This is a genomic window from Delftia sp. CH05, from assembly GCF_009827015.1.
Lineage (GTDB): Bacteria > Pseudomonadota > Gammaproteobacteria > Burkholderiales > Burkholderiaceae_C > Comamonas > Comamonas tsuruhatensis.
In genome coordinates this window covers 332387-355980 of record NZ_WUMG01000002.1, presented here as the reverse complement: position 1 = coordinate 355980, position 23594 = coordinate 332387, and the positions used below count along the sequence as shown (strand labels likewise).

The following is a 23594-nucleotide window of genomic DNA, read 5'->3' as shown; positions in this document are numbered from 1 at the left end:
CCGGCCCCGGGCGGAGCCTTGCCCATGAACTTCCAGCAACTGCGCTATGTGCGCGAAACCGTGCGCCGCGGCTACAGCCTGACCGAGGTGGCCCACACGCTGCACACTTCCCAGCCCGGCGTGAGCCGGCAGATCCGCGAGCTGGAGGAAGAACTGGGCGTGGAGATCTTCATCCGCGCAGGCAAGCGGCTGACCGGGCTGACGCCGCCCGGCGAGGCGCTGCTGCCCATCGTCGAGCGCCTGATGCTGGAGGCCGACAACCTGCGCCGCGTGGGCGCCGACTTCAGCGCCAGCGAGCAGGGGCGGCTGTCGATTGCCGCCACCCACTCCCAGGCCCGCTATGCGCTGCCCCATGTGGTGCGCGACTTCCGCCAGCGCTATCCGCAGGTGCGCCTTCACCTGCACCAGGGCTCGCCCGAGCAGGTGGCGCAGATGCTGCGCAGCGGCGAGGCCGACATCGGCGTGGCCACCGAGGCGCTGGCCGGTTATGAAGGCCTGGTCGCGCTGCCCTGCTACCGCTGGACGCATGGCGTGGTCGTGCCGCCCGGCCACCCGCTGCTGCAGTCCCAGCAGGCGCTGACGCTGGAGGCGCTGTCGCGCTTTCCCATCATCACCTACGAGCAGGGCTATACGGGCCGCGCCCACATCGACGAGGCCTTTGCGCGCGAGGGCCTGGAGCCCGACGTGGTGCTCACGGCCATGGACGCCGACGTGATCAAGACCTATGTGGAGCTGGACATGGGCGTGGGCATCGTCGCCTCGGTGGCGCTGGATGCCGAGCGCGACCAGGGCCTGCGCACGCTGGACGCCGGCCACCTGTTCGAGGTCAACACCACGCGGCTGGGCCTGCGCAAGGGCGCCTGGCTGCGCGGCTATGCCTATGCCTTCATCGAGACCTTCGTGCCCACGCTGACGCGCGAGGTGGTCGAGCAGGCCGTGCGCCAGGGCGTGGAGCCCGAGTAGGCAGACGAAGGGGGCCGGCCTCAGCCCGGCTCGCGTGCCATCTCCAGCAGGGTGTCGCCGGTCACGCGGTAGCGGATCCACTCGGTCTGGGGCAGGGCGCCCAGGCGGTCGTAGAACTCGATGGAGGGCAGGTTCCAGTCGAGCACGCTCCACTCGAAGCGGCCGCAGTCCTTCTCGACGGCGATCTGCGCCAGGCGGCGCAGCAGCGCCGTGCCAGCGCCCAGGCCGCGCGCCTCGGGCGTGACGTAGAGGTCTTCGAGGTACAGGCCGTGGCGGCCCTGCCAGGTCGAGTAATTGAAGAAGTAGACCGCAAAGCCCACGGGCTGGTCGCCATGCAGGCAGATCAGGCCGAAGACGGCGGGGTTGTCGCTGAACAGGGTGCGCTTCACATGCTCTGGCGTGGCCAGGACTTCATGCTCGGCTTTTTCATAGACGGCGAGTTCGCGCACGAAGCGGACGATGAGCTCGGCGTCATCGGGGGTGGCGGGTCGGATCTGTAGGGTGGTAGTCATTCAAACGCGGGGGGACACGGGGAGCCCGGAAAAACGGTATTGCGGCGCAAGATGGCGCCGCAATCTCCGGTTTTAGCCGATTTTCACGGCCGTGTCCGCCAGGGGCTGTTGCACCGGAAGGGGCAGGAACTGGCGCAGGATCTGGAAATGGTCCTCGAAGAACGCGCTTTCCATGGCGGGCAGGTCGCAGACGGCCACCCAGCGCGCCAGTGCCGCATCGTCGCCGCCCTGCACGGGCGGCAGCGAGGGCAGCACGCCCAGGTCCAGGTAGTGCACATGGGTGATGGTGCGCCCGCGCAGGCTGCGGTCGGGGTGGTCGAAGACCTGCACGGACTGCAGGGCGGCCTGCAGGTCGGCCTCGCTGAGCGTGGAGCAGGTCTCCTCGCGCAGCTCGCGCAGGCAGGACTGCCACAGCGTGTCGCGCGGCTCCAGGAAGCCGCCCGGCAGCGCCCACAGGCCCAGGCCCGGGGCATGGGCGCGGCGTATCAGCAGGATGTGGTCCTGTTGCGCGCCTTCGTGCGGCACGCGGCAGCGCAGCAGCGCATCCACGGTCACGAAGACGGGCGGGTAGGGCGCCGCAGCCCAGGCCTGGCGGTACCGGGCCAGCATGCGCCATTCCTCGCACATCTGCGCATGGACGGGCGTGGTGGCCCATTGGCGCAGGAACTGCAGGGTGGCGGGCGGCACCTGGGCGGCCAGGGCCTCGAAATCCACGCCGGATACGCCGAAGTAGATGTCGCGCAGCGGCGTGGCGTCGAACTGGCCCAGGCGCGGCAGGCTGATCAGCTGCCAGCGCGGAAAGCGCGCCAGGTAGCCGCTGGTCGCGTCCTTGAAATGGCCGACCAGGGCCACGCTGGCGCCTTCGGGCACGCAGGACTGCACGGCCTGCTGCACGGCCTGTACCCACAGCGGCTCGTTGTAGTAGTCGCGCACGGGCACGCAGTGCAGGCGGGCTGCGTCCGCGGGCGGCAGCGCCTCGCGCAGCATCTGCGCGCGCTCCTGCCAGCTGAAGGGGTTCTTGGGATTGGGCGCCTGCCAGGCGCTGCCCAGCACGACGACGATCTGCTCGGCACGCTCCAGCGCCGCGCGCAGCAGGGCCATGTGGCCGTTGTGCAGCGGCTGGAAGCGCCCGATCAGCACGGCGGTGTGCACGCGCTCGCTGGTGGCCGGGGTTTCGGGGAGGGCGTCCATGGCGGCAGTCTCTTGCATAAACAGGCTCGGTGGCTTCACTCTGGCTTCATTCGTAGTGGGCGGCAATGGGCATCTGGCGGCCGGTGCCGAAGGCGCGCGGGCGCACGCGCAGTATGGGCGGGGCCTGCCGGCGCTTGTACTCGCTGCGGAAGATCATGCGCTTGACGCGGTCAACCAGCTCGGCCCCGCCGGGCTGGCCCAGCAGCTGGGTCACAAAGCGCTCGGCCGTGCCGTATTCGGCGGTGGACAGGTGCCGGCCCTCGATGGCGTATTTGAGGATTTCGTCCAGCACCGCATAGGGCGGCAGGCTGTCCTCGTCCTTCTGGTCGGGCGCCAGCTCGGCCGAGGGCGGCTTGTCGATGATGGCCTGGGGAATCAGCTCTCGGCCCGCACTGTGGTTGATGTGGCGCGACAGCTCGAAGACCTCGGTCTTGTACAGATCGCCCAGCAGGCCCAGGCCGCCGTTGGTGTCGCCATACAGCGTGCAGTAGCCCACCGAGATCTCGGACTTGTTGCCGGTGGTCAGCAGCAGGTGGCCGAAGGCGTTGGAGTACTCCATCAGCGTGGTGCCGCGGATGCGTGCCTGCAGGTTCTCCAGCGGCAGGCCCTGCAGCGGCTGGCCGAAGCTGGCCTCGAACTGGCGCGCATAGCCGTCGACCAGTTCGCGGATCGGGTGCTCGTGCAGCGTGATGCCCAGGTTGCGGCACAGGATCACCGAGTCATCGACCGAGCCGCTCGACGAAAAGCGCGAGGGCATGGTGACGGCCACCACGTTGTCCGCGCCCAGGGCCTCGGCCGCCAGGGCCAGGGTCAGCGCGCTGTCGATGCCGCCCGAGCTGCCGACGACGGCGCGCGTGAAGCCGCAGCGGCGCGCATAGTCGCGCAGGCCCAGCACGATCTGGCGGCGGTAGAACTCCATGGTGGGCAGGCCTTCGGCCGGCACGCTCATGCAGGGCTGGCCGGCTGCGTCGAGGAAGCGTCCGTCGCCGAACTGCAGCGTGCGCAGGTCCTCCACGAAGCGCTCGGCCTCGAAGACCACGCCGCGCCCGGGCTCCACCGCGAAGGAGGCGCCGTCGAACACGATCTGGTCCTGGCCGCCGATCTGGTTCACGTAGAGGATGGGCAGGCCGTGGCGCATGGCAGCCTGGCCGAAGATCTCGTGGCGCTGCTCGCGCTTGCCCAGGTGGCTGGGGCTGGCGTTGATGCTGACCACCAGGTCGGGCGCGGCGTCGGCCATGCGCGCGAAGGGGTTGGTGGCGTAGTCGGCACCGGCATCGTTCCAGCCGTCCTCGCACACCAGAAAGCCCACCTGGGCCTGGCCTATGCGCAGCACCTTGGCCGCGTCGGGGCCGGGCTCGAAGTGGCGGCGTTCGTCGAAGATGTTGTAGGTCGGCAGCAGCTGCTTGTCGTAGCGCAGGCGCACGGCGCCGTCCTTGAGCACCAGCAGGCTGTTGTGCAGCGGCTTGCCCGGCCCGCTGGCGCGCGTAGGCGCGCCGATGACCCAGTGCAATTGCGGCCACTGGCGCGTGGCCTGCAGCAGCTGCTGCAAGCCTTGCTCCAGGCGCTCGCGAAAGGCGGGCTCGTCCAGCAGGTCGCCAGGGTAGTAGCCGCACAGCGACAGCTCGGGAAAGACCAGCAGGTCGGCCTGCGCGTGCGCGGCGCGGGCAGCGGCCTCGGCCATGCGGGCCACGTTGCCGGCGATGTCGCCGACGGTGGGGTTGAGTTGGGCAATGGTGATGCGCAGCATGAATGGAGCCTTGGCGGTGTCAGGCGGTGTCAGACGGTGTCAGACGGCGACAGGCTGGGCCAGGCCGAAGACCTGGCGCAGATAGGCCAGATAGGTTTCGTCGTTGCACAGCGTCTTGCCCGGCGAGTCCGAGATCTTGGCCACGGGCTGGCCGTTGGCGTGGGTGAGCTTCATCACGATGTTGATGGTCTCCAGCCCCATGTCGTTGGTCAGCCGCGTGCCGATGCCGAAGCCCAGCTGTATGCGGTCGGCAAAGCGCTGGTACAGGGCCAGGGCCGTGTCCAGGTCCAGGCCGTCGGAGAACACCAGGCGCTTGGCCTGGGGGTCTATGCGCAGCTTCTGGTAGTGGGCGATGGCCTTCTCGCCCCAGGCATACGGGTCGCCCGAGTCGTGCCGCAGCCCGTCGAAGAGCTTGGCGAAGTACATGTCGAAATCGGCCAGGAAGGCATCCATGCCCACGGTGTCGGTCAGGGCAACGCCCAGGTCGCCCCGGTACTCCTGCACCCAGTCCTCCAGTGCGGCGATCTGGAAGTCGCGCAGGCGCACGCCCTGGGCCTGGTAGCTCTGCAGGTACTCATGGGCCATGGTGCCTATGGGCACGATGCCGAAGTCGCGCGCCAGCAGCACGTTGGACGTGCCCTTGAACCACTGCGCCGTCTGCGTGGCAAAGGCCTGGACCACCTCGCGCTGCCAGGCGCCCGAGAAGCGCCGGCGCACGCCGAAGTCGAACAGCTCGAAGGGATTGCGCAGCCTGGCCTCGCAGGCCAGGTGGCGCAGGCGCTCGATCTTGCCGGCCAGGCGCCTGCGGCCTTCGGCCAGCGCCGCCTCGGCGTCGAAGCGCCGGAAATACAGCTCGTTGACGATGGCCAGCACATAGATCTCGAAGCCCATCACATGGACCTGGGGGCCCTTGGCCTCGATGTGCAGGGTGTCGCCATCGGCCCAGGCACGGATGAAGGCGCGCTGGAACTGGAAGATGCGCAGAAAGTCGATGAAGTCGCTCTTCATGAAGCGCAGCCCGCCCAGGTAGGCCAGGTCTTCGGGCGTGAAGCGCAGCGCGCACAGGGCGTCCAGCTCGCGCTCCACCTCGGGCAACAGCTCGGCCAGCGGGAAGGCCGTCTTCGTGCGGCAGACGAATTCGTATTCGGCCTCGGTCTGGGGATTGCGGTGCAGCATGGCCTGCCACATCGTGAATTTGTAGAGATCGGTGTCGAGCAGGCTGGTGATGATGGGAGCCATGGTGCGATGCTGGGGAAACAGGAAAGGGGGCTGCGCGCAGGAAGGAGGCCTGGCCCCTACAGGTGGAGTTCTTGGCTGGAGGCCAGCCGCAATCCGCGGGCCTGCATGGCTGCAAGGAAATCATGGTGCGCGGACTCGAAGCCCGGCACCGGGCTCATGGCGTCGTGCATCAGCACGATGCGCTCAGGATGGGGAAGGTGCTCGACCAGATGCTCGACCGTGGAGCGCACGCAGTGACTGCTCGCCTCGCCCGCGACCACCAGCATGTCTGCCTGGGCCAGCCGCTCCAGCAAGGCCGTATTCAGCAAGGTCGCCGGATCGGCCGGGTCGGGGACCTCGGCCAGCAGCGCGCTGTAGTGCTCGGTCCAGGGATTGAGCCCCTTGAAAACGTTGTACACGGCGCGCTGGCGCTGCTGCTGCCAGTCGCCGCAGGCCGCCAGCACATCGGCATGGATACCGTGGCCCCAGCTGCCCACCTCGCAGTGCACGGGCCAGACCATCAGCGTGTAGCGGCTATTGGCTTCGAGTGCATCCAGATAGTCCAGGCTGCGCTGCAGCGCCTCGGCGTTGCGCGGCCGGAACACCCCCGCCCGCACCTGCGCCGCCGTGATCGCGGTGAACGGCGCCACATCGCCGCTGTCGTCGCCATTGCCCTGTTGCCAGAAAGCCGGATGGGCGATGTCATAGCGCTGGTGCGAGTCCAGCGTCACCGTGATGGCGTCCACCTTCGCCCCCTCGCGCCGTATCCAACCGGCAAGCCGCTGCATGTCGGCATGGGCGCCCGCCACGGGAAGGCTGGGACGTTGCCAGCCAGGACACCAGTCCTCAGGCAGATCGCAGAAGTCGTTCTGGGGGTCTATGACCAGGAGCTGGGTGGTGGAAGATGGCATATATGAAGGTACACGCAAGCAACAGTGCGTGGTCGGTGCATCAGGTCAATGCTTCAGTGTAGTGCTGCAGGAGCGCCGCCTGTCACCAAGGCTTGATCCTTCCGCTTCTGCAGGGGCTGTGAAATACGGCGCCACATCCCTGTCAAGGCCAGGGCGAAACGAGAGGGGGAAGCGACTTCGGAACATGATGCGGAACCTACAATGGGAGGTTTTACGTATTCCCTGGGTGGTTTAGACCGTTTCATACGGCAATAGCGCTGGTTTCGGCCGTGCCCTGCATCAACCGAATGCTTTCATTCGGTAGCTTCTGATTATCAATATGGCTTCCCTTCAGGTAACAACGACTTTCATGGGCATAGGGTTGGCCGCGCTGATCCTGTACTTGATCCGGCGCGACCATCTCTACCTCATGCACGGCCTGTTCTGGGTGGTCGTTGCCGTTGCCGCCGTCGTGCTGGGCGTCTGGCCCGGGATGATCAACCGCCTGGCAGCGGTGCTGGGCATCAGCTATCCACCGGCCATGCTGCTGCTGCTGGCCAGCATCGTCCTGCTCATCAAGGCCTTGCATGCCGACATGGTCAACACCCGCATCGAGCGCGATGTGCGGCGGCTGAACCAGCGGTTGGCAATGCTGGAGGCCGATGCTGAAAATCTTCGTCACGCTTCTTCTGACTCCTCGTCCTCATGACCTCTCCTCTGCTTCCCGTTATTCTGTGTGGGGGCTCCGGCACCCGGTTGTGGCCGCTCTCGCGTGAAACCTATCCAAAGCAGTTCCTGGCACTTAGCGGGGACGGGGTATCCATGCTGCAAGACACAGCGAAGCGATTGGATGGTGTGGCCTCCCATATCCCGAAGGCCCCTCCTATCGTGATCTGCAATGGCGAGCATCGCTTTCTGGCTGCTCAGCAGTTGCACGAGGCAGGCATTGCAGGAGCCAAGCTGGTGCTGGAGCCCGTGGGTCGCAATACGGCTCCAGCGCTGACGCTTGCCGCCCTGGTGGCAGATCCGCACGCGGTAATGCTCGCTATGCCCGCCGACCATGTGATGAACAACCTGACTCAGTTGCATGAGGCCGTGCAGACGGCCTGGGAACTGGCGAAGGACGGGGCCATGGTGACCTTCGGCATCGTGGCCAATCGCCCGGAAACAGGTTACGGCTACATCCAGAAGGCTCAGGCCATTGCAGGCTGCTCCGCCTTCGCCATCAAGAGCTTTGCGGAGAAGCCCAGCCTGGAGGTAGCGCAAGCCTATCTGGAAAGCGGCAACTACCTTTGGAATAGTGGGTTGTTCATGGTCCGGGCGGACCAGTGGCTCAAGGCCATGGCCGCCTTGCAGCCGCAGATGCTGCAGGCCTGCCAGGCTGCCATCGAGAAAAGCAGCCAGGACCTGGACTTCATTCGCCCCCACAGTGAAATCTTCGCCAGTTGCCCAGCAGACTCCATCGACTATGCGGTCATGGAGCAATTGCCCGGCAATCAGGAGCTGGGAATTCCCGCTCGCGTGGTGCCCCTGGATGCCGGCTGGTCCGACCTTGGCGCCTGGGATGCCTTGTGGGACGTGCTGCCGCGCGATGCCCAAGGCAACGCCCACACCGGTCAGACATTGGCGATCGATACGCAGAACAGCCTGCTGTTTTCCGAGACATGCCTTGTGGCTACTGTGGGTGTGGACAACATCGTCGTGGTGGAAACCGCCGATGCCATCCTGGTGGCGGACAAGCGCCGGACACAGGATGTCAAAAAGATCGTGGCGGAACTGAAGGCGCAAAAGCGCAAGCTGGCCTCCTCGCATCGCAAGGTACACCGTCCCTGGGGCTGGTACGACAGCATTGACAGCGGCGAGCGCTTTCAGGTCAAGCGCATCGTGGTCAACCCGGGTGCGCAGCTCAGCTTGCAGATGCACCATCACCGGGCAGAGCACTGGGTGGTGGTCAAGGGAACGGCGGAGGTGACCAATGGAGACAAGACCTTCCTGCTCGGTGAGAACGAATCTACCTACATTCCGCTGGGGCATGTGCACCGACTGGCGAATCCGGGCAAATTGCCGCTGGAGATCATTGAGGTCCAGTCGGGCAGCTATCTGGGAGAAGACGACATCGTGCGGTTCGAAGACACCTATGGCCGTGTTGCCGTAACGCTGGAGAGCAAGTGAGCATGCCCGGAATTGCCATGCTGCGAGCTCTCTGGGCTTATCGCGGTTTTGTGTGGAGCAGCGTCATGCGGGAGTTTCATGGGAAATACCGAGAGTCGCTGCTTGGTGCGTTCTGGTCAGTGGCGAATCCATTGACCATGATCATTATTTATACCGTGGTTTTTGGTCAGTTGATGCGGCCAACGCTGCCTGGGCATGAGCAAACTCCTTTCGCATTTAGTATTTATCTATGCGCGGGAGTCGTTACCTGGAGTCTGTTTGCGGAGATGCTCGGGCGCTTGAATGGTGTATTTCTGGAGAATGGGAATTTGATAAAAAAATCTAATTTCCCGCGCATTTGTCTACCTGCAATTGTTGTGATTTCTGCGTTGATAAATTTTTCAATTGTATTCGGGTTTTATTTGACTTTTCTCGCAATTATTGGTCATTGGCCTGGTTGGGCTTTGCTGGCATTTTTTCCCTTGCTTTTTCTACAGATATTTTTCACCTTGGGGTTGGGAATATTATTAGGGACTCTCAATGTTTTCTTTAGAGATGTCGGCCAACTTACGGGAGTGGTATTGCAATTCTGGTTTTGGCTTACTCCAATTGTATATACGTTACCGGCTCTACCGGAGCAAGTAGTCAATGCCATGCGCTACAACCCTATGCAACCGCTGATGTCGGCATACCAGCAAATTTTTCTTGCAAAGAGGACGCCTGATTTTATTTCGTTGCTTCCATTGGTTGGGATCTCGCTGTTCTTTCTTTTCCTTGGCGCTCATTTCTTTCTCGCCCGTGCGGGGGAAATTGTGGATGAACTATGACGAGCATCTTAATCGTTTCAAACGTCCATAAAGCATATAGACGTTATTCGAGTAAATGGGCGCGATTTAGAGAATGGCTGACTGGTAAGTCAAATCATGAAAAAAAATGGGTTCTAAGGGGCATCGATTTCAAGGTCAATTCAGGCGAATCCGTAGGTATTCTTGGTGTCAACGGAGCGGGTAAAAGCACCTTATTGAAGATAATCACAGGTACCACTCAACCTACCAATGGAGGTGTGACCATTCGTGGACGGGTTGCTGCTTTGCTTGAACTTGGTATGGGTTTTCATCCGGACTTCACAGGGCGACAAAATGTATTTATGGCGGGACAATTGTTGGGGTTGAGATTAGATGAAATAAGATCCAATATGCCTAATATAGAGGCATTTGCTGAAATTGGCGAATACATGGATCAGCCAATTCGTATGTATTCAAGTGGAATGCAGATGCGTCTGGCGTTCAGCGTAGCAACGGCTGTCAGACCGGACATACTCATCGTGGATGAAGCATTGTCTGTGGGAGACGCATATTTTCAAGCCAAATGCTTTCAGCGCATTGCATTTTTCAAAGAGCAAGGAATGACGTTGCTGCTCGTATCCCACAGTCCAGGGGATGTGGTCAAACACTGTGAACGTGCCATTCTTTTAAAGGATGGTTGTATAGTGCAAGATGGTGATTCACGAATGGTGACGAACCATTATCTAGATCAGCTATTTGGCAAGAAAAAAGAAAACGGTGGTTCGATTTCTTCAACAACAGACTCTGCTCAGGTAATCATGGGGGGCAAAGACGCTGATGTTTTTCATACAAGACCTGGATATTATAAGCAAGAGCATCGATGGGGTCATGGAGGTGCTGCTATCCTTGATTATTTTTTCTCGGCTGGTGATCAGAATTATCCTCCTCGAATAGATAGCAATGCCAATGTGGATTTCTATTTCAAGGTTCGATTCGACTCGGATTTTGAAAATGTTGTACCCGGATTTCTAATAAAAACATTGGAAGGTATTTTTCTGTATGGGACAAATTCTTTTGTCTCTACTGAAGGAAAAGAACATATATCTGTCTGTGCAGGTGATGTAAGAATCTTTAGATTCTCACTTCCTGTTGCGCTAAATGAGGGGAGCTACCTCATATCTTTCGGGGTTTCATCTGGTAATCCGATGCAAGAAATAATACCACTTGACCGCCGTTACGACTCATTGATGATCTATGTTGAACGCCCTGTGCCATTCTGGGGAATTGTCGATTTGAAGGCGACGTTTAATTGTCAGGAATCAGCATCGGGGGCTCTAGTTTCATGATAAAAAAACTTGTATCTGAACTTCCGGAAGTCTATCAGCCCATTTTTGGTCATTCAGAGCTATCTGGGCAAGTATCACGTTCGTGTGAGGATAGGCTTAAGAGTATTATTCAGGTTTACGATTCCTTGCAGAAGTCGCTTGGACGGCCATTGAATATACTGGACCTTGGCTGTGCGCAAGGGTACTTTAGCTTAAATTTGGCAAAGCATGGCGCAACGGTCTGCGGCGTGGATTTCCTTGATAAGAATATCGCGGTATGTCGAGCACTTGCCAATGAGAATCCGGATTTAAATGTCGATTTTGAAAACTGCCTGATAGAAGACATTGCTTATAGGATTAAGAATGATCAGTATGACTTGGTTCTCGGGCTGAGTGTTTTTCATCATATAGTGCACCAAAAAGGCATTAAGGTGGTTCAAGATTTGCTTGAACACCTGGCAAATAAATGCGGATGCTTGCTTATTGAAATGGCTTTGCGTGAAGAGCCTCTTTATTGGGCGCCTGCTCAGCCAAAAGACCCAAGGGAAATGATTGAAGCAATAGCATTCATACATGAAGTTGCTCGATATGAAACCCATTTGGCTCCTGTCGCTCGGCCACTTTTTATTGCTAGTAATAGATATTGGATTCTTGGCGATATATCTGCAAAATTTGATGAATGGACTTTTGAGTCACATGCTTTGGCAGATGGGACGCATCAAAGGAGTCGGCGTTATTATTTTAACAATGACACTGTATTGAAGATGTATAGGCTTGATCATCCCAGGGGAGATTTCAATCAAGCGGAAATTTTGAGAGAGAGTGATTTTTTGGGAAATATCCCTTTGAATTTCTCCGCACCAAAGCTAAGGTTTAGTGGGAAAAGCAGCAGGGATATTTGGATTGCCGTAGAAAAACTTCCTGGGAATCTGTTGTTGGAATTGATACGTGAAGAAGTCGATTTTGATTGCCATGCAATATTGATCTCTGTATTGAATGAACTTGTCGCGCTTGAAGCTGCTGGCTTATACCATGATGATATTAGAACATGGAATGTTCTGGTGGATGAGGAAAAGGTTTTCCTAATAGATCACGGATCAATTTCAAAAATAAAGCAAGATTGCGTATGGCCAAAGAACATATTCCTGGCATTTTTAATATTTGTGAAAGAAGTAGTCTCTGGTGTTACTGATAATTCACAAGGATTGCGCACTATTTCTATGAGTCCTTATGGACTGCCATCAATCTATGGGAAATGGGCATCGCTGCTATGGCGATACCCTATAGATAATTGGTCATTCAAACTTATGTTAGAAGTTTTGAACGAGACATCTTTTGATGACTCAGATGAATTTCGATATATGCCGATTGAGGCATGGATGAATGCAATAGAAACGGTGATTCAAATACAAAAAAACAATCGGAATTGGCATCTAAAAATGTTCAGCTTAATAAGGCTGCGTTGGAGAAATTTCAAGAAAATGATGCGAGAGAGATCGATGAATTAAAAAGCTTCTTGAAGAATTTGGAAAATAAGCAAGCAAATATCCTTGCTGAAATATCTGAGCTTAAAGTAAAAAGTAACTTCTTCCTCAGTGACTCATTGCGGAATTTAGAGAACTCGCTGACAGAGAAAATAATACAAGCGCAAAATCTAGAGGGAAGACTATTCCGGAATTTTGAACAGTCTCGGAACACAGAAGAGAAAATATCAACGCTGGAAATGCAATCTGTTGAACTCCGGACTCGGCTAGCTTCTGCGGAAGCGCATGCTCATGTACAAGAAGGTCAAGTACTGCAGCTAAGCACAAATCTAAATTATTGGTGGTCGCAAGCCCGAGATCTGGAGATTCACCTGCACGCTATACAGGACAGCTGGTCATGGCGCATAACGAAGCCCATAAGATTTGCGGCAGACCTCATAAACTCTCCCATAGAGAGCTTCAGACGTGGAGCAAAGGCCGTTGTCGATCGGTTTATCCAAATACTCCAGTTTCCATTATCTTTCTTGATAGCGTATGTTTTACGTAAACCAAGACTGAGTTATCGAGTCAATCAATGGATATTGCGTTTTCCGAAGCTACATCAAAAACTTCGTGATTTTAGAAATATAGAGAATTCAGCTTCTCGGCACGCTTTGCCTAATTTAGATTTGAATGATCCAGTGGAAAATTCAGAGCGAGAGTTGGAAAATCTCGCGCCACACGCAAAAAAAATATACGCTGAGATGAGCGCGGCGATTGAGAAAAAGAACAGGGATATTTAATGCGTATTGTAATTGACATGCAAGGCTTGCAAACTGAAAGCCGTTTTCGTGGTATTGGTAGATATACTCTTGATTTTGTTTTGGCCATTGTGCGCAATAGAGGGGCGCACGAGATATTTTTGGCTCTTAATGGAGCATTTCCTGAAACGATTGAAAATATTCGCGGAATCTTCAGAGGATTTTTACCTAAAGATAATATAAAAATCTGGTACACACCTGGTCCGGTTAAAGAAGATGATTATAGAAATAGACCCCGTAATGAGATTGGTAAACTAGTTCGAGAGGCATTTTTATATAGTTTGCGTCCAGATATTGTTCATATTACAAGTCTATTTGAGGGATATGTTGATGACGCTGTGACAAGTATCAAAAAACTTGATCATAAAACACTAATAAGTGTCAGCCTCTATGATTTGATTCCACTTCTAAATCCCGGTCATTATTTAAGCCCTAATCCACAGTATGCGGACTATTATGAGCGTAAGATTAACGATCTTAAGCAGGCGAGTATTTTTCTGTGCATATCTGAACACTCTCGTCAAGAAGCTCAGAAATGCTTAGATGGAGATTCAGAAAGTTTTGTAAATGTGTCAACTGCCATAGGTCCAGAATTTAAGTCTTATAGCGTCTGCGATGATAATAGGGATAGATTATATAAGAAGTTTGGTATTAGGCGGAATTTTGTACTCTACACCGGTGGAGCGGATGAGCGTAAAAATCTAGTGCGACTCATTGAAGCGTGGAGTTCTTTGCCGCTTGATCTGCGGCGTACTTATCAAATGGTTTTCGCAGGGAAAATTCCAGAGGGCAGTACGTTGGAGTTCCGTCGCATAGCAGAAAAAAATGGCTTAAAGATAGATGAACTACTATTTAGTGGCTATGTTAGCGATGAAGAGCTGATTGAGCTCTACAACCTTTGTGCATTGTATGTATTCCCTTCTTGGCATGAAGGCTTTGGATTGCCGGCACTCGAAGCGATGGCTTGTGGCGCCCCCGTCATAGGCGCAAATACGACAAGTCTTCCCGAAGTCATTGGATTGGAGGCGGCCCTATTTAACCCTTTCGACAAAGACTCAATATCCGAAAAAATTCTAGAAGTACTAAGTGACAGTGTTTTTGGTGAGAAGCTTCGCCTCAATGGATTAAGCCAAGCAGGAAATTTTTCTTGGGACGAAACAGCCATGCGTTCTATAAATGCATGGGAAAGCTTAATGGGTCAGCATCGAGAAAAAGACTTTAATACTGTTCTGGTGGAAAATGGAAATGCCAAGCCTACTCTTGCCTTTGTCTCTCCTTTCCCGCCCGAGAGAACCGGAATTGCTGATTACAGTGCGGAACTTCTTCCTGAGCTCGCTAAATACTATCAGTTAGTATTAATCACAGATCAGAGGAAGCTAGAAATCAATGGATCTTGGACTGTACATGACATTGAATGGTTTAGGCTGCATGGAAGGGATTGTGATCGAGTTGTTTATCAGATTGGAAACTCGCCCTTTCATCGTGAGATGCTGTCCTTGGTTAAAGAAATACCCGGTACAGTTGTGTTGCATGACTTCTTCCTCAGCGGATTGATTGCCTGGCAAGAGTTGGTTTTCGGAAAGAAAAATTCTTGGATTAATGCAGCATATATATCGCATGGCTATACGGGAGCTCAGTTGTGCCTAGCTAATCCTGAATTAGCAAAAATCAATTACCCGGTTAATTTTGAAGTTATTGCTCACGCTGAAGGTGTAATCGTTCATTCCCAGTATTCTAAAAGCCTCATAGAAAAATGGTATGGCCTAGAATTTTCAAGAAAAACTGAAGTAGTACCTTTGCTGCGGGGATCGGCTCATAAGAATGAAAAGGTGTTGGCCCGAAAGCAGCTGGGATTAGAAGGGGACGAATTCATAATATGCACTTTTGGCTTCTTGGACTTCACAAAATTAAACCATCGTTTGCTTAATGCTTGGTTGAATAGCAATCTTGTGAACGATGAGCGGTGCAGACTTATTTTTGTAGGAGAGAATAATGGAGGTTCATATGGATCCGAATTTCTCCAAAAAATAGTTAACAGTGGATTAAAAAGACGTATTGATATTACAGGATACATCTCAGTAGATGAATTCAATAAATATCTTGCTGCGGCCGATTTGGCTGTGCAATTAAGAACTCAGAGTCGTGGGGAGACATCTGCAGCAGTTTTCGACTGCATGGGTCATGGATTACCTCTCATTGTCAATGCGAATGGGGCGATGGCCGAGCTTGATCGTGATGCAGTATTGGTACTGCCCGATGAATTTGAAGATGAGAAGCTTGTGGATGCAATTGAGTTGTTATGGAAAAATCCAGAAAGACGTCAATTGATGGGAGCAAGAGCCAAGGAGATTGTACGAAGTACACATGCCCCAAGCACTTGTGCTATGCAGTATATTTCTCATATTGAAAAATACTATGATGAGTCCCAATACTCGACCAAGCACCTTATTGAGCATATTGTTCCAATTTTTCCAAAACAGTCTGGAATCTCTGATTTGGCCTCACTCTCCGAGGCCATAGCTTGCAGCTTGCCTCTAAAACGCTCTGGTAAGTGTTTGTATCTAGATATAACGGCTACATGTTCTAACGATCTTAAAACAGGTATTGAACGTGTTGCTCGTGCGTTAGTCGGAGTTTTGCTAAAAAATCCTCCTGATGGATTTAGAATAGAGCCGATATATCTGAGCAATATTTGTGGAAAATGGCGGCATAGATATGCACGCAAATACACCTTTGAGCTTCTCGGCTACCCGTCCATTGAGTTGGGTGATGATATTGTAGAACCGGAATTAAATGACATACTGATTAATATTGATTTTTCTGGTGATACGTTTGTTGAAGCAGAAAAGCAAGGGTTGTTTGAGAAATATCGACAACGAGGGTGCACTTGCTATGCAACGGTATTCGATTTATTGCCTGTAAAGCTTCCGGAATTTTTTCCTCCTGGAATGGATGAAATACAGAATCGATGGCTGCAGTCGGTCGCTAATTTGAATGGTGCGATCTGTATATCTAAAGCAGTGGCAAAGGATCTCGGAGATTGGATAGATGAAGCAGCTGCCCAGAAGAGGGATTTTTCAATTGACTGGATACATTTGGGTGCTGATATAGGTAATTCTGCACCTTCTCATGGACTTCATGATAATTCGAAAGAAATCATGGATATTATTCAGTCCAAGGTCAGCTTCTTGATGGTGGGAACAATAGAGCCGCGAAAAGGCTATCTGCAGATTCTCCAAGCATTTACGCTGCTCTGGCAAGAGGGTATAGACGTAAATTTAGTCATTGTTGGAAAAGAAGGCTGGAAAGGCCTTCCCGAAGCAATGCGTAGAAATATCCCAGAGATCATTGATGTGCTTAAGACGCACAAAGAGCTTGGAAAACGTCTTCTTTGGCTAGATGGCATCAGTGATGAGTATCTAGAAAAAATCTATGCTAGTAGTGCGAGCTTGATTGCTGGCTCCTATGGAGAAGGATTTGGGCTTCCATTGATAGAAGCCGCGCAACATAGGCTACCGATCATAGCTCGGGATATTCCCATATTCAGGGAAGTCGCGGGAGTACACGCATTCTATTTTGACTCAGTAGATCCGAAGCAGCTTGCGAATAAACTAAAGAATTGGCTGGATTTATATATGCAGAATAAATGCCCTTTGTCTGATGAGATGCATTGGTTAACATGGGAAAAATGTTGCAATCAGTTTATTGATGCTATTTTGAGCAAACAATAGAATGAGCAATATCTTAGGGTAATGATGAAATATTTTGATAAGATAAATAGTAATCGCTGTTTGCTGATAATTTATATACTATTTCTATTTCTGATTGGTACTTTGTATTCTGGTCGGTTATTTTTAGAACACATGGCAGATGGTATTTCTGCTGGGAGCGTTGGTTCTGGCTTAGCCTACATGGTTCCGGGAGATCACCATGAGCAATTCTATCGGTACTCCCTCTTTTATGAAAACTTGCTTAGAGGCCGTTTTCCTTACTACACCGGATATCAATATGCCTCTCATAATTTCACCGAAGGTTTGATTTTCTTTCCTTTTACGGCGATTGTGGGTGGATTGACTTTTTTCTTCGGTCCGATCTTGGCTTATAACATCCTCGTTATATTGTCCTACCCAATGGTGGGTATAGCTGGCTATTTGATGGTCAATATACTAACGAAAAATCGTGTGGCCGCTATTGTTGCTGGAACTTTTCTTGCACTAATTCCATTTCGTACAAGTTTCTTGTATGGACAAATGGTGTATGGGGTAGATGCGATACTGCTACCACTTTTGATATATTTCTTTGAACGAGCCAGACTTAATAATTCAGGTAAAAGTTTCTTTGTTGTTGGTTTAATTTCTTTTTTCCTTATTACTGCAAACTTCCAGTTGTTTTACTGGGCCGCCTTCATCTTATGGCCGTATTTTCTATACGGAACGATTTCTATTTTCTTGAAAAATGGAGGCGCTTCATTTAAGAAAATATCTTGGATATTTCCGGGTTTACTGTGCACCATTATTTATGGCTTGTTTATCTTGTCATTTATGAAAAGTGGAGTTTTAGATAATGGGCAAAAATTTGATGAAACTTTCTTTTATACGCCAGAGATTTCTAGACTGTTTCATAGATTTAGTGGAAATGAGAAAAATGTTTATTTTGGCGTCTCCGCTATTTTTGTTCTGTTCTGGTTTGTTTCGCCAATATTCCGTATAAATAAGCAATTGGAGAGATCTGCGCTTATTTCTATTTTTTCTTTTTTGTTTTTGTTGGGTTTCTTTCTGATATTTGGCCCAAAATTTGACCAGGCTTTACAAGTACCAATTTATCGTTGGTTTTTTGAGAATTTTCCCGGATTTAATGGAACAAGAACTCCGGGGCGGATCATGTCAGTGGTCTCTGTAATATATGCAATCCTATTAGGATTTTGTATCGCCCAGATGACATCTTGGTTTAGTAATAGAGGGATACCAAAATTAAGCCCAATGTTGGGAGCGGTTGCTTGTCTAGTCATTGTTTGGGATTTTTATTATCTAAGCCCTCGTGTAAATATCTTTACATTTGAGAACTCTGCCTATCAGTCAATAAAAGGGAGTCGTTCTAAGGTAATTACTTTACCTTTTCAGTATCAAAGCGATCACTATCTGAATAGTACTTTTTTGCCATTTGCGTTGAAGTATGATATTCGACTTTTTTCCGGACATAGCAGCTTTTATCCCAAGGCCGTTGATGCACAAGTTGCGAGAATTTTTTCCTTGAATGATGGCGTGCTGAGTCGTGAACAATGGCAGTGGATAAAAGAAAATGACTATAAATATATCATTGCACACAATACAAGTTTTCAGCCTGCAGTAGATGATATTGTCATTTCCGCATTGGACACATCTCCATATTTGGAAAAAACCAACGATGACCAGGGCGTTGTTATATATAAGATACGGGAAGATGTGGAGCTGAAAAAAGATGATGGTTTTGATATCAGCGCTTGGCACAGTAGGATTACCGAGAAAGTAAATTCAGGTAACTTAAAGATTGACACGCTGAAGTATGCATTTGGTTGGCACAGTCGAGAAGCATATCCAAATCAGAAGCCTTTTAGATGGATAAATGGACTTAGAGCCTTTGTTGTTTTACCTATTCCAAAAAAGGATCAAGGGTATTTTGAATTCGAATATATTTGCCCTCATGGAAATCAACTTGGCCTAAATCTCCTGTTTGGCAAAGCTAAAATTTTGGATAACCCTATGGCGGATAATTGGAGGAAGGTACAAGTCAGCATTGGTCGTGCTAGTGACTTCGCCGTCTTGGAAATGCATGTAGATCATGTTTTCAAGGCTCCTCCAGATATCAGAGACCTAGGGTGTCAAGTTGGGGATGTTAAAGTGCAGTAGATTTATATTAGGCTGGGTTTTTAGCATTTAGCTATAGCTCTGGCCTTGGTTAAACAGAGTTTGCACACGTCGATTCAGGTGATGCAATTTTAATGATCTGTTAGGTTAGTGAATTACATGTCGAAAATATCAGTTGTTATTCCAGTTTACAGGTCAGAAAAGAGCTTGCAAGAGCTCTATGAGCGGCTGAGAATTTCATTGGAAAGAATTACGAGTGACTTTGAAATCCTCATGGTTGAGGATTGTGGCGGTGACGAATCCTGGTCAAAAATAGTTGATATTTCTGAACAGGACAACAGGGTCAAAGGTATTCAACTTAGTAAAAACTTTGGGCAACATGCTGCAACCATCTGTGGCATTAGCCTCACAACTGGGGAATGGGTTGTGACGCTAGATGACGATTTGGAACAGTTCCCAGAAAGCGTGGAATTGCTGTATGAAAAGGGGCTTGAGGGATTTGACCTTGTTTATGGTGTTTACCCTGAACGTACCCACAAGGCTTGGCGCAATGTCACTTCCGAGCTGGCTCGATGGCTTTTCCATAAAGCCATTCCATCCTTGAACGAAGCCTATACAAGTTTTCGGCTGATTCGAGGTGATATTGCTCGTGGGCTTGCCAAATTTGATACCCCATTTCCATTCGTTGATGGATATTTATCATGGCTAACTAACCGATATGCGACTGTCGAGGTCCCGCATGGAAATCGTAAGGATGGTACGAGCAACTATACCTTTAGAAAACTTTTATCCCATACGATAAATATTTTTGTGACATTTTCAGATTTGCCACTAAAGCTTGCAACGTGGGCGGGATTCGTTTTTTCCGCAATAGGCTTTTTGTGGCTGAGTGGAATTATTTTTGGCAAATTTTTGGGAGTTATCACTGCTGCAGGCTATGCATCTTTGATGGCTGCAATCGTTTTGTTCGGCGGAATACAACTACTCATCCTAGGTATACTGGGTGAGTATGTGGGTAGAATGAACTATAAATCCTCCCGCAAGCCTTTGTACTTGGTGAGGCAGTCAATTAATTACGAGGAAAATAGCAATGAATAAGAAAAAAATCCTCTTTTTATGTTCTGGTGGAGGCGGGAATCTGCGCTTTGTGCACGAAGCCATTAAGAGAAACTGGTTGCCAGAATTTGAGATTGTTGAGGTGATTTCTGATAGGCCCTGCCTAGCAATTGATTTTGCCGAAAACAACGGGCTTCGCAATCAATGCATTGATTTTAATGCGGATAAGCAACGTACACTTATTGAGCAGATCAGACTTTGCCAGCCTGATGTAATTATCACAACAGTTCATAAAATACTTAGTGCTGATTTTGTTCAAGAGTTCAGCGGGAAGATGATTAATCTTCACTACTCCTTGCTTCCCTCATTTGCTGGGAGTATTGGCACAGAGCCAGTAAGATCTGCAATTAAATATGGATCATGTATTGGCGGAGCCACTGTACATGAGGTAACCAACGAGGTGGATGCGGGACGTCCAAAAGCACAAGCAGCATTTTCGTTGGCGCCAGAAGATATTGTAGAACTGGTGATGGATATTGAGTTCCGTGCTGGCTGCGTGCTGTTGTTGACTGCGCTAGCATCGTGGGACGATCCTGCTTGTATTGTTTGGAGTGGCAGGATTTGTAGTTTGAAAGATCGGATGGTTCTGGTTAATCCATCTATATCATTGCCAGATGATTTGTCTCAAGAATATTTCTGGAATCTGCTGAAATGATGAAGACAGTGGTTGTTCTGCAGTCGAATTATATTCCGTGGAAGGGATATTTTGATTTGATTAATGACGCAGATGAATTTATTTTCTATGATGATGTTCAGTTTACTAAAAATGATTGGCGGAATAGAAATATAGTTAAAACGGCCCAGGGGCTGCATTGGTTGTCCGTGCCCGTAGGTTCAAGTGGAGACAGGTTGGTTTGTGATGTTGAGATAAAAGATAATTCTTGGCAGATTAAGCATTACAAGACACTGGTTGCAAACTATGGAAAATCTCCATTTTTTGAAATGTATCAGCCTTTTTTGAAAGAGATATATATTGATATTCACTGGAAAAATCTTTCTGATTTGAACCAATTTATCATAAAATCTGTGTCGAATAGATTCTTGGGAATCAATACGACTTTTAGAGATTCTAGAGAACTGGATGCACCGGGGAAAAAGCAAGAACGCTTGCTTGAGATTTTGCGGCAAGTCGGTGCTAGCACTTATATATCAGGGCCGGCGGCAAAGAATTATATTGATGCTGCTGGGTTTGAGGCGGAGAAGATCGAATTGGTGTGGAAGGATTATTCCGGCTATCCAGCCTATCCTCAGAAATATCTTCAGTTTGAGCACGGGGTAAGCATTTTTGATCTTTTGTTCAACGTTGGCCCCAAGGCTCCTTGGTTTATTTGGGGGTGGCGAAATGACGCGTCACATATGCCTTGAATTTCCTAGCATATGAGGTGCTGCTTTGAATCGTATACTTGATCACTTCTTTATATTATCGACAATTTTTTTTACGGTATATAGCCAACTCGTCATGCGCTGGCAGGTGGCTTCTGCAGGTCCGCTGCCTGTTGACATGTCCGGAAAAATTGCATATGTAGCTCATTTATTGATCAATCCTTGGGTTTTGTCAGGGATCATTGCTACATTCTTTGCGGGTATTTCCTGGATGCTGGCTATGACCAAATTTGAGATTAGCTATGCCTACCCATTTGTCAGTTTGAATTATATTTTTGTATTGATGGCAGGGTTCCTGATTTTCAATGAGTCTGTCAGCATGGAAAAAGTCATCGGTAGTGCACTTGTGATACTTGGAATAATTGTTCTAGCCAAGGGATAGAGATGAGTCAGATAACTAGCGGAATCAGGTCTGTATTGACATCTCCTTTGATCTATGATGCTCTTCAGAACATCATGGGGGCGAAAACAGTTCGTAGGGAGTTGGTGAATGAGTTCATCAAGTCTTTTGCTGGCTGTCGGATTTTGGATATAGGATGCGGTACTGCTGAAATATTGGAATATTTGCCCGAGGATGTCGAATATTTCGGATTTGATATCAGCCCTGAATATATTGAATCTGCAAAGAGTAGATACGGGAATCGCGGCAAATTTCATTGTGGAATTCTTGATGTCTCCATGCTGAAGGACTATCCGAAATTCGATAGAGTTTTGGCTCTTGGTGTCTTGCATCACTTGAGTGATGATGAGGCCAGATCTCTTTTGCATCTGGCAAAAGATGCGCTAGCTCCAGGTGGGTATGTGGTCACTTTTGATCCCTGCTATGCCTCGGGGCAGAACCCAATTGCGCGATACCTCATATCCAGAGATCGTGGACAGAATGTGAGAAATTCCACCGGCTATAATGCAATAGCAAGTGAGCATTTTTCGTCTGTGAAGGGTGTTCTGAAGCATAGGGCCTGGATTCCTTATACCCATTGGTTTATGGAGTGCGAAAAATGACAATACCTTTTAACAAGCCCTACATGACGGGAAAAGAGCTTTGGTACATTGCTCAAGCCCACTCGAATGGTCATTTGGCAGGAGACGGGTTTTTTACAAAATCCTGCTCGCGTTGGCTGGAAGCTCGTATTGGCTGTGAGAAAGCACTTCTGACCCATTCATGTACTGCCGCGCTCGAGATGGCTGCCTTGCTCGCAAACCTGGGTCCGGGCGATGAAGTGATCATGCCATCCTACACATTTGTTTCCACGGCGAACGCTTTTGTGCTTAGAGGTGCTGTTCCTGTCTTTATTGATATTAGGCCGGATACTTTAAATATTGATGAAAAATTGATCGAGGCGGCTATTACGCCTCGAACCAAAGCCATCATCCCTGTTCATTACGCTGGTGTTGCGTGCGAGATGGATGTGATCATGGATATTGCAAAACGTCACGATTTGATCGTGATTGAAGATGCCGCCCAAGGGATAATGTCAAAGTATAAGGGGCGCCCGCTTGGCTCCATAGGGCACATGGGATGTCTCAGCTTTCATGAGACAAAAAATATAATCTCTGGCGAAGGTGGCGCATTGCTTATCAATGACCCGGAGCTTGTACAGCGTGCTGAAATTATTCGAGAAAAGGGCACCAATCGGAGCCAATTTTTCCGTGGGCAGGTCGATAAATACACCTGGTGTGATCTCGGATCAAGTTTCTTGCCGGGAGAGCTGATTGCTGCATTCCTGTGGGCTCAAATGGAGGCTGTTGATGATATAAACAGTCGAAGAATAGCGCTGTGGAATAGCTACAACTCTGCCTTCGAGAAATTTGAGGTTCAAGAGAAACTGCGGCGTCCGGTTGTCCCGGAGAGGTGTGATCATAATGCGCATATGTATTATATTTTGCTGCCAAATTTAAAGAAAAGAACTGTTTTTATAGATTATTTGAAATCGCAGGGCGTTGGCTCCGTGTTCCACTATGTTCCGCTGCATTCGGCCCCGGCGGCTCAAAAATTCAGTCGATACCATGGAGTCATGGGCATCACAGATCAATACTCCGAGAGACTGGTAAGATTGCCGCTTTGGGTTGGCCTGGATTCAGATGTTGACGTGGTCATTGCCAAGGTTTCAGACGCATTGTCGCATCTTGGCGATGATCGTTGAAGAATAAACGCCTGCGTGCTTGTGATTCATGAAGTATTGAAA

At 50.9% G+C, this 23594-nt stretch carries 20 protein-coding genes; 15 read left to right on the top strand and 5 right to left on the bottom strand.

The window, feature by feature from the left end; all coding sequences use genetic code 11:
* Positions 1-24: 24 nt before the first annotated feature.
* The gene (locus tag GRX31_RS03460; protein WP_013800726.1) at positions 25-963 is read left to right on the top strand and encodes a CysB family HTH-type transcriptional regulator; all 939 of its coding nucleotides are present in this window, start codon (positions 25-27) and stop codon (positions 961-963) included.
* A 20-nt stretch (positions 964-983) separates the two neighbouring features.
* On the opposite strand, the gene GRX31_RS03455 is transcribed toward GRX31_RS03460, so the two are convergent.
* The 5 genes from GRX31_RS03455 to GRX31_RS03435 form a co-directional block, all read right to left on the bottom strand.
* Positions 984-1475, bottom strand: a complete 492-nt coding sequence (locus tag GRX31_RS03455; protein WP_047326490.1) for a GNAT family N-acetyltransferase — start codon at positions 1473-1475, stop codon at positions 984-986.
* A 72-nt stretch (positions 1476-1547) separates the two neighbouring features.
* Positions 1548-2666, bottom strand: coding sequence for a bifunctional nicotinamide-nucleotide adenylyltransferase/Nudix hydroxylase (locus tag GRX31_RS03450; RefSeq protein WP_160851489.1), 1119 nt, complete (start codon positions 2664-2666; stop codon positions 1548-1550).
* A 46-nt stretch (positions 2667-2712) separates the two neighbouring features.
* On the bottom strand, positions 2713-4413 hold the full coding sequence (locus GRX31_RS03445) for an NAD+ synthase (protein ID WP_160851487.1): 1701 nt from the start codon (positions 4411-4413) through the stop codon (positions 2713-2715).
* Positions 4414-4452: 39 nt separating this feature from the next.
* Positions 4453-5652 carry a nicotinate phosphoribosyltransferase gene (gene pncB / locus GRX31_RS03440; RefSeq protein WP_012207404.1) on the bottom strand — a complete coding sequence of 400 codons (1200 nt, stop codon included), beginning with the start codon at positions 5650-5652 and terminating at the stop codon, positions 4453-4455.
* A gap of 56 nt (positions 5653-5708) precedes the next feature.
* Positions 5709-6542 (bottom strand): cysteine hydrolase, encoded by an 834-nt coding sequence (locus GRX31_RS03435; RefSeq protein ID WP_160851485.1) that lies wholly within the window; start codon positions 6540-6542, stop codon positions 5709-5711.
* Between the two features lie 319 nt (positions 6543-6861).
* Between GRX31_RS03435 and GRX31_RS03430 the strand changes: the two genes are divergently transcribed.
* The 14 genes from GRX31_RS03430 to rffA all read left to right on the top strand — a co-directional run bounded on the left by GRX31_RS03430 (position 6862) and on the right by rffA (position 23552).
* The gene (locus GRX31_RS03430; RefSeq protein WP_034397028.1) at positions 6862-7230 is read left to right on the top strand and encodes a DUF2304 domain-containing protein; all 369 of its coding nucleotides are present in this window, start codon (positions 6862-6864) and stop codon (positions 7228-7230) included.
* A complete protein-coding gene (locus GRX31_RS03425) occupies positions 7227-8693 on the top strand; it encodes a mannose-1-phosphate guanylyltransferase/mannose-6-phosphate isomerase (RefSeq protein WP_160851483.1) in 1467 nt (488 codons plus the stop codon). The genes GRX31_RS03430 and GRX31_RS03425 overlap by 4 nt, the downstream gene beginning before the upstream one ends.
* A gap of 2 nt (positions 8694-8695) precedes the next feature.
* A complete protein-coding gene (locus GRX31_RS03420) occupies positions 8696-9499 on the top strand; it encodes an ABC transporter permease (protein WP_160851481.1) in 804 nt (267 codons plus the stop codon).
* Positions 9496-10803, top strand: a complete 1308-nt coding sequence (locus tag GRX31_RS03415) for an ABC transporter ATP-binding protein (protein ID WP_160851478.1) — start codon at positions 9496-9498, stop codon at positions 10801-10803. Before GRX31_RS03420 ends, GRX31_RS03415 begins: the two co-directional genes overlap by 4 nt.
* Positions 10767-12290: a methyltransferase domain-containing protein gene (locus GRX31_RS03410; RefSeq protein WP_160851476.1), complete on the top strand. Its 1524-nt coding sequence runs from the start codon at positions 10767-10769 to the stop codon at positions 12288-12290. Before GRX31_RS03415 ends, GRX31_RS03410 begins: the two co-directional genes overlap by 37 nt.
* Complete coding sequence (locus GRX31_RS03405) at positions 12245-13048, top strand: hypothetical protein (RefSeq protein ID WP_160851474.1); 804 nt, start codon at positions 12245-12247, stop codon at positions 13046-13048. Before GRX31_RS03410 ends, GRX31_RS03405 begins: the two co-directional genes overlap by 46 nt.
* A complete protein-coding gene (locus tag GRX31_RS03400; RefSeq protein WP_160851472.1) occupies positions 13048-16797 on the top strand; it encodes a glycosyltransferase in 3750 nt (1249 codons plus the stop codon). The genes GRX31_RS03405 and GRX31_RS03400 overlap by 1 nt, the downstream gene beginning before the upstream one ends.
* A 21-nt stretch (positions 16798-16818) precedes the next feature.
* Entirely contained in the window at positions 16819-18951 is a 2133-nt protein-coding gene (locus GRX31_RS03395) for a YfhO family protein (RefSeq protein WP_160851470.1), read from the top strand.
* Positions 18952-19068: 117 nt separating this feature from the next.
* Entirely contained in the window at positions 19069-20007 is a 939-nt protein-coding gene (locus GRX31_RS03390) for a glycosyltransferase family 2 protein (RefSeq protein WP_272918439.1), read from the top strand.
* Positions 20000-20680, top strand: coding sequence for a phosphoribosylglycinamide formyltransferase (gene purN, locus GRX31_RS03385; protein ID WP_160851466.1), 681 nt, complete (start codon positions 20000-20002; stop codon positions 20678-20680). The genes GRX31_RS03390 and purN overlap by 8 nt, the downstream gene beginning before the upstream one ends.
* On the top strand, positions 20677-21390 hold the full coding sequence (locus tag GRX31_RS03380) for a WbqC family protein (RefSeq protein ID WP_202396460.1): 714 nt from the start codon (positions 20677-20679) through the stop codon (positions 21388-21390). Before purN ends, GRX31_RS03380 begins: the two co-directional genes overlap by 4 nt.
* A gap of 94 nt (positions 21391-21484) precedes the next feature.
* Positions 21485-21790 carry an EamA family transporter gene (locus GRX31_RS03375; RefSeq protein WP_160851464.1) on the top strand — a complete coding sequence of 102 codons (306 nt, stop codon included), beginning with the start codon at positions 21485-21487 and terminating at the stop codon, positions 21788-21790.
* A gap of 2 nt (positions 21791-21792) precedes the next feature.
* Complete coding sequence (locus tag GRX31_RS03370) at positions 21793-22410, top strand: class I SAM-dependent methyltransferase (protein ID WP_160851462.1); 618 nt, start codon at positions 21793-21795, stop codon at positions 22408-22410.
* Positions 22407-23552 (top strand): dTDP-4-amino-4,6-dideoxygalactose transaminase, encoded by a 1146-nt coding sequence (gene rffA, locus GRX31_RS03365; RefSeq protein ID WP_160851460.1) that lies wholly within the window; start codon positions 22407-22409, stop codon positions 23550-23552. The genes GRX31_RS03370 and rffA overlap by 4 nt, the downstream gene beginning before the upstream one ends.
* Positions 23553-23594 lie beyond the last annotated feature (42 nt).